The sequence below is a fragment of the Parashewanella hymeniacidonis genome, from assembly GCF_016900895.1.
Taxonomy (GTDB): domain Bacteria; phylum Pseudomonadota; class Gammaproteobacteria; order Enterobacterales; family Shewanellaceae; genus Parashewanella; species Parashewanella hymeniacidonis.
Window position 1 is genome coordinate 1 of sequence record NZ_JAFEUN010000124.1, and the last position, 11,200, is coordinate 11,200.

At 38.5% G+C, this 11,200-nt stretch carries 11 protein-coding genes and 1 pseudogene; 10 read left to right on the forward strand and 2 right to left on the reverse strand.

Features of this window, described 5'->3' with window-relative positions; all coding sequences use genetic code 11:
• Nucleotides 1-565 precede the first annotated feature (565 nt).
• From apbC to JQC92_RS18715, 9 genes and pseudogenes are all read left to right on the forward strand, one after another.
• Nucleotides 566-1,366 (forward strand): annotated as a pseudogene (gene apbC, locus JQC92_RS18675) (iron-sulfur cluster carrier protein ApbC); the annotation flags it as partial.
• A 34-nt stretch (nt 1,367-1,400) separates the two neighbouring features.
• The gene (gene udk, locus JQC92_RS18680) at nt 1,401-2,036 is read left to right on the forward strand and encodes a uridine kinase (protein WP_205001067.1); all 636 of its coding nucleotides are present in this window, start codon (nt 1,401-1,403) and stop codon (nt 2,034-2,036) included.
• Nucleotides 2,037-2,068: 32 nt separating this feature from the next.
• Nucleotides 2,069-2,650: a dCTP deaminase gene (dcd, locus tag JQC92_RS18685; protein ID WP_205001068.1), complete on the forward strand. Its 582-nt coding sequence runs from the start codon at nt 2,069-2,071 to the stop codon at nt 2,648-2,650.
• 3 nt (nt 2,651-2,653) lie between these two features.
• On the forward strand, nt 2,654-3,487 hold the full coding sequence (pabC, locus tag JQC92_RS18690) for an aminodeoxychorismate lyase (protein WP_205001069.1): 834 nt from the start codon (nt 2,654-2,656) through the stop codon (nt 3,485-3,487).
• Nucleotides 3,484-4,485 carry an endolytic transglycosylase MltG gene (gene mltG, locus JQC92_RS18695; protein WP_205001070.1) on the forward strand — a complete coding sequence of 334 codons (1,002 nt, stop codon included), beginning with the start codon at nt 3,484-3,486 and terminating at the stop codon, nt 4,483-4,485. The genes pabC and mltG overlap by 4 nt, the downstream gene beginning before the upstream one ends.
• A complete protein-coding gene (tmk, locus tag JQC92_RS18700; protein WP_205001071.1) occupies nt 4,482-5,117 on the forward strand; it encodes a dTMP kinase in 636 nt (211 codons plus the stop codon). Before mltG ends, tmk begins: the two co-directional genes overlap by 4 nt.
• Nucleotides 5,105-6,031, forward strand: a complete 927-nt coding sequence (holB, locus tag JQC92_RS18705; RefSeq protein WP_205001072.1) for a DNA polymerase III subunit delta' — start codon at nt 5,105-5,107, stop codon at nt 6,029-6,031. The genes tmk and holB overlap by 13 nt, the downstream gene beginning before the upstream one ends.
• A 34-nt stretch (nt 6,032-6,065) precedes the next feature.
• A complete protein-coding gene (locus JQC92_RS18710) occupies nt 6,066-6,392 on the forward strand; it encodes a PilZ domain-containing protein (RefSeq protein WP_205001073.1) in 327 nt (108 codons plus the stop codon).
• Nucleotides 6,393-6,435: 43 nt separating this feature from the next.
• Nucleotides 6,436-7,218 (forward strand): TatD family hydrolase, encoded by a 783-nt coding sequence (locus JQC92_RS18715; protein WP_205001074.1) that lies wholly within the window; start codon nt 6,436-6,438, stop codon nt 7,216-7,218.
• 256 nt (nt 7,219-7,474) lie between these two features.
• On the opposite strand, the gene rsmF is transcribed toward JQC92_RS18715, so the two are convergent.
• Nucleotides 7,475-8,890 (reverse strand): 16S rRNA (cytosine(1407)-C(5))-methyltransferase RsmF, encoded by a 1,416-nt coding sequence (gene rsmF, locus JQC92_RS18720; protein ID WP_205001075.1) that lies wholly within the window; start codon nt 8,888-8,890, stop codon nt 7,475-7,477.
• A 488-nt stretch (nt 8,891-9,378) separates the two neighbouring features.
• Between rsmF and JQC92_RS18725 the strand changes: the two genes are divergently transcribed.
• Nucleotides 9,379-10,446 (forward strand): 3-deoxy-7-phosphoheptulonate synthase, encoded by a 1,068-nt coding sequence (locus JQC92_RS18725; protein WP_205001076.1) that lies wholly within the window; start codon nt 9,379-9,381, stop codon nt 10,444-10,446.
• Between the two features lie 362 nt (nt 10,447-10,808).
• On the opposite strand, the gene JQC92_RS18730 is transcribed toward JQC92_RS18725, so the two are convergent.
• Entirely contained in the window at nt 10,809-11,036 is a 228-nt protein-coding gene (locus tag JQC92_RS18730) for a hypothetical protein (protein WP_205001077.1), read from the reverse strand.
• Nucleotides 11,037-11,200 lie beyond the last annotated feature (164 nt).

The window sequence follows — 11,200 nt, forward strand, 5'->3', positions numbered from 1 at the left end:
TTTCTTTTTGCTCGAAAAAGATGGTGAGTTTTGGCTGTTTTGTAGTGAAATTGATGCAAAATCTAAGAAATCTTGCTTTTGGGTACGGCTCTGAATTTTGCGTAAATCAGATGCCGTACATTTTAACTCTTGAAATGGATTTTTTCAGAACCGACTAATTAGTAACGGCTGATTGCACAATGATGCTGTTTTTACTAGATGTTAAAATATGATTCTACTATAGCTTTAGTCGATATTTTTATGAGAGCTATGAGTTAGTATCGCTTGGAGTTCTGTCGCCAAAGTATGCAATGTAAATTGACTTGATTCAGTGTCGTTAGGGAGATAAATACACGTCAGAGCGTATTCCATTTCGAAAGAAAGCCACTGGCATTGTTCAAATTCTGAAGATTTCATTATCAATAAGATGATAGCTTAAGTTCAGTTCGTCATATTTTAACCAACAAAACCGTAAAACCATTAAGTTCAGTTTAATATCTGGTACAATTGCCGGAATTTTTAATTCTATGTTGAATAGAAGAATAAACTGTTTATGAATAACCAAAATTCAGTTCCATCGTCAGCATTATCCAATGTGAAAAATATTATTGCTATTGCCTCAGGTAAAGGAGGTGTTGGTAAGTCCACTACATCTGTAAATGTGGCATTAGCGATGAGCAAACTAGGCTATAAAGTGGGTATATTAGATGCCGATATTTATGGCCCTTCTATTCCATTGATGTTGGGTTTGGAAACGTTTAAGCCTGAGGCAATTGGTGAAAAGAAAATGACGGCAGCTTCGGCTCATGGCATTACTGCTCAGTCTATCGGCTTTTTGATTGACAGTGAAGATGCAGCTGTATGGCGTGGACCAATGGCTGCAGGCGCTTTATCTCAACTTATGAATGAGACCGCTTGGCCAGAGTTAGATTACTTATTTGTAGATCTACCTCCTGGTACAGGTGATATCCAACTTACGTTATCTCAAAAAGTACCGCTCACAGGTGCTGTTATTGTCACAACACCTCAAGACATTGCATTAGCGGATGCCCGTAAAGGCATCAATATGTTTGAAAAAGTAAATGTGCCTATTTTGGGACTGATTGAAAACATGAGTTTTCATATTTGTAGTAGTTGTGGCAATAAAGAACATATTTTTGGTACTGATGGCGGCAGAAGAACAGCCGAAAAATATCAAGTACCGTTTTTAGGAGCACTACCGTTAAACGTTGAAATACGTGAAGCCATGGATTTAGGTAAGCCACCACTCGTGGCGACACCAGACACTGAAATCAGTTTGTTGTATTCAGGTATCGCTGAAAAAATAGCGAACTTCGTTGTCGATCAAACTACCGATTCAGTTTCAATCAGTTTTACTGATGAATAAATTTTAAAAAGCTTAAAAAAAACAAGGTCAAAAAATGAATTCTCAGCAGTGTGTTATTATTGCGATTACTGGTGCATCAGCTTCAGGTAAGAGTTTAATTGCTCGAACTATTTTTGAAGAGTTACGTCGTGATTTAGGTACTGATCAAATCGCAGTAATCAATGAAGATGCGTACTATCACGATCAAAGTCATATGACGATGGAAGAACGTGTTAAAACCAATTACGACCATCCTAAGTCAATGGATCATGCGCGTCTCTGTGAAGACTTAATTAAGCTTAAGTCCGGTGACACAATCGAAGTGCCACAATACAGCTACACAGAGCATACTCGTACAACTGAAACCACAAAAGTATCACCTAAAAAAGTGATTATCCTTGAAGGCATCTTATTATTAACTGACCCTAGACTTCGTAATCTATTTGATGCCAGCGTATTTATGGATACACCACTGGATATTTGTTTCTTACGTCGATTACAACGTGATGTTGAAGAAAGGGATAGAACAATGGAATCAGTTATTTCTCAATATAAAAAGACTGTTCGCCCAATGTTCCTGCAGTTTATTGAACCTTCTAAGCAATATGCTGATATCATTGTTCCACGAGGCGGTAAAAACCGTATCGCAACCGATATACTAAAAGCTAGAATTCAACACCTACTTGGCTGACAGCCGAAATACGCAAAGGAGCAGCACATAAGATGCGTTTAACCGATATTGAAATTACCCGCAGTTTGGATAATGGTGAGATTATTATGTCACCACGGCCAGATGAAGAAGCCATTAGTGGTGTAAGTATTGATGTAAGGTTAGGTAGTCATTTCAGAGTGTTTAAAGATCATACTGCTCCTTTCATTGATTTAAGTGGGCCAAGTGTTGATGTTCAAAAAGCACTCGATCGCGTAATGAGTGATCAAATTGATATACCTGACGGTGAGGCTTTCTTTTTACACCCAGGTGAACTTGCCCTTGCGGTAACTTATGAAAGCGTCACCTTACCACCAGACATTGTAGGTTGGTTAGACGGCCGATCTTCATTAGCTCGTTTAGGTTTAATGGTGCATGTTACTGCGCATCGAATCGATCCAGGTTGGCAGGGGAAAATCGTTTTAGAATTCTATAACAGTGGTAAACTACCGCTTGCACTACGACCTAAAATGACGATTGGGGCGTTAAACTTTGAGCGTTTATCTTCGCCTGTGGCAAAGCCATATAACAAGCGTGAAAATGCGAAATATAAAGATCAACAAGAAGCCGTAGCGAGTCGAATTAGCCAAGATTAATATATGGAAAATATTTGGATTAATGGTCAGCAAGGAAAGCTGATAGACGTTTCTGATAGGGGCCTCAACTATGGTGATGGCCTCTTTTTAACTATGAGAGTTAACCAAGAAGGCCAAATTCTTTTCTTCAATTCACACATATCTCGTATTGAACAAGCTGTCATTCGTTTAAATATTAAAAATGAAACAGGTTTTTGGCAGTTACCAACATCTCAAAAAATTTTACTCGAAATAATCGCTGAAGCTAATCCCAACCGAGGTATTAAATTACTCATTTCACGTGGTTCTGGTGGTCGTGGCTATTCAGCCTTAAATTGCACCAATATCACTACTGTTATTACTATTTTTGACTTTCCCACAAACTATCAAAAGTTACAGCAGACAGGGCTCAACCTAACCTTGTCGGATATAAGGCTGGCTCAACAACCTAAATTATCCGGTATGAAACATTTAAACCGTTTAGAGCAAGTGTTGATTAAATCTCAGTTATTACCTAATGGCTTTCAAGATTGGTTAGTCACTGATAACGATAACCAAATTATTGAGTCCTCGATGGCTAATTTATTCTTTTATCTAGATGATAAATGGTACACACCTTCGCTCTGCAATAGTGGTGTCGCAGGAGTAATGAGAGAAAGAGTGATTTATGCGTTGCTTGATTTAGGTTTTAATGTTGAAGTTTCTGATGTTGGGATTGAAGCTCTCAATAAAATAGAACATATTTTCATGACAAATAGTTTGATGGGTGTCGTTGATGTCAAACAAGTCGATCAGCATTGTTTTGAAGCTTGGGATTCTACATCTATGTTGAATAATTTATTAGGAGTCCAATTATGAGGAAACTCCTGTTTAAAATTTGTTTTACCTTTATTATCACTGGATTCATTGGTGTTTTTTATGTGAAAAATTCAATTGAATCTTATGCAAATTCACCGCTGAATATTAAACAACAAAGAGAGCTTTGGGTTGAGCCAGGTGCATCCATTAATGGCACTTTACTTAAATTGCAAAGGCAAGGTGTAATTTCTGATATCTGGAAGCTTAAGCTATTTGTGAAATTAAACCCAGTTTATCAAAAAATTCAAACGGGTTTATATGAATTGCATACGGGAGATACACCACTTTTGATAATGCAAAAGTTAGTTGAAGGTGATGTAAAAAAGTTCAAGCTTACTTTAATCGAAGGCCACACACTAAAAGAGTGGAAGCAAACAATTAAAAAGGCACCTCGAATGGTGTTACCGAAAGACATCTTTGTGAAAGTGCTAGAAAAATATGGTGATACTTCTGGTTTGCCCGAAGGTAAGTTTTTTCCTGAGACCTATAACTACACCTCAACGACGAAAGTTCAAACGTTGTTAGAACAAAGCTATAATCATATGGCAGAAGAATTAAAGCGAGTTTGGGATCAACGAGACAAATCGGTAGCCGTAAACTCATCATATGAGTTATTGATTTTAGCCTCGATCATTGAAAAGGAAACGGCTAAACCAGAAGAGCGAAATTTGATATCGGCAGTATTTAATAATCGATTGAAGAAGCGTATGCGTCTGCAGACCGATCCTACTGTTATTTATGGCATGGGTGATCGTTACCAAGGGAATATAACCAAAAAAGATTTAAGAACAAAAACGCCTTTTAATACTTATCGAATAAAAGGATTACCACCGACACCAATAGCTGCACCCAGCCTTGCTTCTATTGTAGCCGCAGCCCATCCAGCTGATGTTGGTTACTTATATTTTGTGTCTAGAAATGATGGTAGTCATGTCTTTTCGAAAACGTTAAAAGCACATAATCGCGCAGTAAACACATATCAGAGAAGTAAAAAATGAGTGGAGTTCAAGGGAAATTTGTTGTTATCGAAGGTCTAGAAGGTGCTGGTAAATCTAGTGCGATCAGTTTAGTCCGAGATTATATTGAAAAGCACACAAATCGTGAAATGGTGTGCACTCGGGAACCTGGTGGAACACCTCTTGCAGAAAAAATGCGTGATTTGGTTAAAACGGTTGATACAACTGATCCTCTTTGCGACGAGGCAGAATGTTTATTAATTTATGCTGCTCGTGCACAGTTAGTGGCTAATGTAATTAAACCTGCACTTAATAATGGCCAATGCGTTCTTGGTGATCGACACAATCTTTCGTCTCTTGCATACCAAGGTGGCGGTAGAGGGTTAAATGATCTTGTTAATGTAATCAGCGATGTGACGTTAAAAGACTTCAAGCCAGACTTGACTTTGTATCTAGATATAGCGCCAAAACTAGGGTTACAACGTGCTGCATCTCGTAGTGCCTTAGATCGTATTGAACAACAAAAGATAGACTTTTTTGAGAGAGCACGTGCACGCTACCTGCAAATTGCTGCTGAAGATGACAGCATTTACGTCATAGATGCAAGTCAGAATATTACAGAAGTACACAAAGACATCATCAGTGTTTTACAGGCTATGCCATGGTTAAATTGAACCAATTATCTTGGTTAAAATCAGCCTGTAACATCTTCGCCAAACAATTGGCCGAAGATACTATGCCGCATGCTCAACTGTTAGGTATTGAGCAAGGGTACGGTGCAGAGTTATTGCTAGAACACTTATCAAGTTTGGCTTTATGCAATAAGCCTATAAATGGTGAAGCATGTAACTTTTGTCATTCATGCCAATTGACGGCGGCGGGCACACACCCTGATTTACATATCATTAAACCTGATGGTCAGCAAATCAAAGTTGATCAAATTAGGCATCTTTGTCGTGCTTTAGCCAATACTTCACAGCAAGGCGGTAAACGTATTGCTGTGATTTATGAATGCGAAAAGATGAACGTTGCAGCTGCTAATGCGCTATTAAAAACATTGGAAGAGCCAGGTAGGGATACTTTACTGTTTTTGCAAACATCGTCGCCCAGTTTACTAATGGCAACGATCAGCAGCCGCTGCCAAGAAATTGCCGTGCACTTGCCCTCAAAAGACGAACTCAATGTTTGGTTACAACAAAACTCTCAAGTTTCTGGTGACATGACTTGGGCAATGCCTATCGTCGGGGGACCTTTAAATTTAATAGAATCTGCTACATCTGGTTATTATCAAACTCTACTGAGTTATCGTAAGGATTGGAGTCAAAGTTTGATGGAAGGGCATCTATGTACTAGCTTTTTAGATATAGATGAAAAAGAAATTGTTGATATTTTAGATGTTTTGTACCTCGTGCTCAGACAATTTGTACTTCAAAATAAGTATGCTGATCCTCTGTTGCAAGCCAACATAATAAAATTAGCATCGGAAGTGATGACAATACGTCAAAGACTATCATTGATGAGTAACGTCAACGCAACAGGACTGTGCCAGCAAATCATACTTAAATATCGACATCTAACCAACCATTAAACAGAGGTAAGTACCTCTGTTACAGAGGTGCAATATGGAGAGAGTTTCAATCGAGTTTGATAACCTTCATCAACTCTACCGTGCCTACATGCCATTTATTTCTCCCGCAGCTCTGTTTATCAATATGCCAAAGCCATTAATGCTGGGTGAAAGGTTATTTGTTCATTATCAATTACCGCAAGATAATAATGATTACCAATTTACAGGTACTGTTGTGTGGAGTAACCCTCAAGGCGCTTCAGGAGGTCGTCCGGTTGGGGTTGGAGTCAAAATTGAATCAGATGATCAAATTCATAGGCAAAGAATTGAAAAGCTACTCGCCAGCGAATTAAATTCTGATGATTTGACCTGTACTATGTAGACTGTTATTCTTTGCAGCTATTTTCACTTGTTCATTACTATTAATGTTAATCGATTCCCACTGCCATTTAGACCGTTTAAAAGCGGCACCAGATCACCAAAGCTTGAGTAAAGTCATTGGTAACGCCACTGAAAATGGCGTTGAGTATATGCTTTGTGTAAATGTTCGCCAACAAGAATTTAAATTAATGCAAGAAAAGGTTGCACCTTTTCCTCAAGTATTTTTGTCTTCTGGGGTTCACCCCTTAGATGTTGAATCCGGACTTGATGACAACATGTTGTTGGAGAGTGCTCGTCATGAGCGAGTGATCGCAGTTGGTGAAACAGGACTTGATTACTTTTATTCACCGGAGACGAAAGAGTTACAACAAGATTGTTTTGAGCGTCAAATAGCTTTGTCTTTAAAGGTTGATAAACCGTTGATCGTTCATACTCGTGATGCTCGTGACGATACAATTTCCATGCTAAAAAATGGTAATGCCGATAAGGTAGGTGGTGTTTTACATTGCTTTACTGAAAATTGGGAAATGGCAAAAGCGGCCATAGATCTTGGCTTTTATATTTCTGTCTCAGGTATCGTCACATTTAAGAATGCCGGTGAATTACGTAGTGTTATTCGTAAAGTACCAAAAGATCGGTTAATGGTTGAAACAGATTCACCATATTTGGCACCAGTCCCTCATCGAGGCAAAGAAAACCAGCCTGCGTTTGTACGTGATGTTGCGGAGTTTGTTGCTGAACTTCGCGGTGAAAAATATCAAGATTTGATTGAATATACAGGCGAAAATTTCTTTGTTCTGTTTAAAACAGCAAATCGACTAAAGTAAAACAGATAAAAAAAAGCCCATTTCAATAAATTGAATTGGGCGTTGGGAAATGGCTCTTTCGAGCCGTGCGCTACTCGGTAACTCATTAATAACTTTTAAAATTTATTCTTATGTTTCAAAATTATTAATGAAGAAATTCATTAACTTAAAGATTAGAACAGTTAGAATAAATTGCCTAAAAAATTACATTAATTTTTATTAATCAAGTAGCTTTCCTTGTGTTTTAACTAGGCCTTAGCATCCCAAAACCTTGTGTTTATTGAGTTGTAGCATTATCTCTGACTAGATCTCGAGGTAAATTATTTTTTAATTTATTTCCTAAATGCTTTGCTAGGCCCAGAGAATTATTATGCAAGAAGAGTGTTTTTTCACCTTGTGCTTTTGTCGCAACAGTTAGAGGGATATCTCTACCTTTAAGGTACTCGCTTGCTTCTGCCAGACTGATGTCTAACTTATGTTCTCTAGAAACAGCAAGAACGGTAGCGGCCTCATGTGAAAGTTTTAAATGTTTGCCTTTTTGTTCAGCGAGTTTTAAACCAATCCTCTGAAAACGCATTTTACCTATAAAAGATTCAAACTTTTTAGGGAATAGCCAAAATTGTTGATCACGCACTTTTAAAACTGAATGGTCTGGAAATTCGATACCGTAACTTGCTTTTAGCCATTCAGATATTTCATTGACTTGTTTTTTACTTGCCGTTTGAAAAGGAAAACTCCTTTGCGGTTTTGGCATGTTTTTACTACGTTTAACCGCTGATGTTTTTTTGAATTTTGCAATAAAAAAACCCTCACTATCATAGGTCTGAGGCCAAACATGCAAGAAACCTTCTTCAGTAATTGATTTATCTGCACCCTCAAACAGTTCATGCAGAGAAATAAATTCAACGGCATCAGGATACGACTGTTTCAGGTGGTGACAAACCTGCTGATTTTCTTCTTGGCTTAAGGTGCATGTGGAGTAAACAAGCGTGCCACCAACTTTCAGTGCTTCGAATGCTGAGCATATGAGCTGTTTCTGTTTTACTGCGATTGCTTCCACCTCTGAAAGTCTCCACTCTTTCAAGGCTTGCTCATCTTTGCGAACAGTGCCTTCTCCTCCGCAAGGTGCATCTAATAATATGGCGTCAAACTCTTCGAATAAGTACTCACCAAAAACTTCAGCATCAAAATGAGTGATGGCAGAATTCGTTACTCCCATTCTTACGAGGTTAGCGTGTAGCATTTTGACTCTGCTTGACGAATATTCATTTGCGATCAATATCCCTTGATTATTCATCATAGCGGCAATTTGTGTGGTTTTTGAACCTGGTGCAGCTGCCATGTCTAATATTGAAGTAAAGTCATCTTCCTCAGAAAATAGTGCAACAGGCGGTAACATTGAACTGGCTTCCTGAATATAAAACAATCCTTGTAGGTGCTCGACTAAATTGCCAAGTGAGCGGTCTTCACCTCCAGTTATCCAAAATCCATTCTTACACCATGGAATCCCTTGTAATTGATACCCTTTTTTTTCTAGGATTTGAATGAGTGATTCATTAGAAATTTTTAGAGTGTTCACCCGGATTGATGGCCGAAGTGACTTATTAGAAAAGTTAATTAAATCATTAATATTAAGGTGAGGCGGTAGCTGTGCTGTAATGTGTTCGATAAAAGCGGGATTGATTGAAGCCATATGCTAATAAATAAGCTGTTAAAATAATAATGCGTAAATTGTATCACGAACTGTTGCATTATAAATTTGCCTGGTACATGATGAAAGCATGAAAAAATTCAATACAAACGCATCGACCAATATTATCTACCGCACAATTAATAGTGTGTTAGCTTCTGCGTCTGTATATTTTTGGTGCTTTGGTTATGGCTATTTTAGTCAGGAGTCGGGTCGCCGTTAAGTAAACAAAAAACGGCAGTCCCGGCGAAAGCCAGACTGCCAACCAGGGATGCAACCCCGATAGGCAGTCAGCCAGTCGGGGTTTTTTTTAATTTTGGTATTTACCTGGAGAGGACATAACGATGGTGTCTTTAGTAACTGACATTTTCCATCAACTCGCAAGGCGCTCGAACGGGCGATTTAGCTGCGGTGGGCTTATTTCGTATTGGCGAATCTAGCTCATCATATTGAAAAAAATAAATTTTTATTCAGCTAAAGCGAGAAACGTTATGACTCAATTAAATATTTTACCAAGAACAGAAGCACCAAAAGCCGCAAATGACTCAAGAGCGAAAAAGGTGTTATCACCGCTACAAGTGAAAAATTTACTGCCTGTGTCTGAAGATATAATGGTATCGGTTGAACATTCTAAGCAGCAAATTAGAGATATTCTTAACGGTAAAGATGACCGACTTTTGGTGGTTACAGGTCCATGTTCAATTCATGATGAAGCCGCTGCTTTGGAGTACGGACAAAAGTTAGCGGAACTAAACGAAAAGCTTTCTGACAAATTACTGATTGTAATGCGAACTTACGTTGAAAAACCAAGAACCAGTGTTGGCTGGAAAGGCTTTGCGTACGATCCCGTTCGTGACGGGTGTGGCAATATGGAGCAAGGGCTTTTACGTTCTCGGAAATTAATGCTCCAGCTGGCACAATTGGGTTTACCTTTGGCTACAGAGGCATTAAACCCTCTAGTAATGATGTACATGGATGATGTAATTTCTTGGGTTGCTATTGGTGCAAGAACTTCCGAATCTCAAACTCACCGTGAGATGGTGAGTAATCTAAACATTCCTGTAGGCATTAAAAATAACACCAATGGATCAGCAGATACGGCTATAAATGCCATGATTTCAGCTGGGCATAGCCATCATACGCTAGGGTTAAATCGACAAGGTGAAATTGCGATGATAGATACTCCGAGTAATCCAGATACTCATCTAGTGTTAAGGGGAGGCAAAACAGCTACAGGTGAAGTGATTACTAATTATGATGAGAAAAGTATCGAAGAGGCAGTCGCAACGTTAACAGACAAAAATGTTCATACTAAAGTGATGATTGATTGCAGTCACGATAATGCACAAAAACAACACCTTAAACAAATTGATATTGCACTCCATGTGGCCCAACTAAAGCGAAAAGGTAATCAAAATATTTTAGGAATTATGCTTGAAAGCTTCATTGAAGAGGGCAAGCAATCTATGGATGGAAAATTGGTTTACGGAAAGTCAATTACTGATGCATGCATAAGTTGGGCACAAACTGAAAAACTGTTGAATTGTCTGACAGTATAATTGATTTAGATTTTTAGTTAACCTGAGCTTTGGATAATGAAATCCACAATCTCTTGGTTATAAAAGTCATTTTAAATTTGAATCTACAGTGCTGATAATTTCGTCTAGTACAAGGGGCAATTTGTTGCTATAGCATGTCTATTTCAGTAAATTGCAACGCCGGAATAGTCGAAAATAGCTGTGCTTTAGAGGTTTGCTTATCCAGAGATCAGGTTAGTTATGTTGGTTATTTAATTTGTGTAATCAACATCTAACTAAGTTTATGTTCCAATGGGTGTGTTATAAGATCAGTAAGAAAAGCAAGAATTTCTGGCAAGTAGTCGTCTTTTATATGAGGTGTACACCTGTTTCTTGATCTGATCTCAGAGGGTTTCTCCGTCAGCAAGCATTTCTTTCGCCATCCTATATCCAACAACATAAGATTGAAGGGTATCCCAACCTGCCCAAATCGTTTCCCAGCCTGCTATACCTGTTCGTTTAGTGTCTGTAAAACCACCTGATTTAGCCTGCGACTGATAAGCCCCTTTAGGCTTGGAGTATCTTTGCCATTCCAGCCCCTTGGCTTTTTCATCTTCATTAACAGCTTCCACTTATCTTCTTCAAATACGGTGTCACAGCTTTGATTCTCAAGTTCATTAGTCCCACAACTGGGTTGAACCCCCCGTCTTTCAGACGGGTAGCTTTTAGCTAGCAGTTGGCCTTATGATGTTTGTATGAGATACAGGCATGGTTCTCACACAAAATATAAAATTGA

What these genes read in the sequence shown, in the direction of transcription:
- JQC92_RS18710 (WP_205001073.1), top strand. Translation starts at nt 6,066, where the DNA reads ATGGAGAGAGTTTCAATCGAGTTTGATAACCTTCATCAACTCTACCGT.
- JQC92_RS18725 (WP_205001076.1), top strand. Translation starts at nt 9,379, where the DNA reads ATGACTCAATTAAATATTTTACCAAGAACAGAAGCACCAAAAGCCGCA.
- JQC92_RS18715 (WP_205001074.1), top strand. Translation starts at nt 6,436, where the DNA reads ATGTTAATCGATTCCCACTGCCATTTAGACCGTTTAAAAGCGGCACCA.
- pabC (WP_205001069.1), top strand. Translation starts at nt 2,654, where the DNA reads ATGGAAAATATTTGGATTAATGGTCAGCAAGGAAAGCTGATAGACGTT.
- rsmF (WP_205001075.1), bottom strand. Translation starts at nt 8,890, where the DNA reads ATGGCTTCAATCAATCCCGCTTTTATCGAACACATTACAGCACAGCTA.
- mltG (WP_205001070.1), top strand. Translation starts at nt 3,484, where the DNA reads ATGAGGAAACTCCTGTTTAAAATTTGTTTTACCTTTATTATCACTGGA.
- holB (WP_205001072.1), top strand. Translation starts at nt 5,105, where the DNA reads ATGGTTAAATTGAACCAATTATCTTGGTTAAAATCAGCCTGTAACATC.
- udk (WP_205001067.1), top strand. Translation starts at nt 1,401, where the DNA reads ATGAATTCTCAGCAGTGTGTTATTATTGCGATTACTGGTGCATCAGCT.
- tmk (WP_205001071.1), top strand. Translation starts at nt 4,482, where the DNA reads ATGAGTGGAGTTCAAGGGAAATTTGTTGTTATCGAAGGTCTAGAAGGT.
- dcd (WP_205001068.1), top strand. Translation starts at nt 2,069, where the DNA reads ATGCGTTTAACCGATATTGAAATTACCCGCAGTTTGGATAATGGTGAG.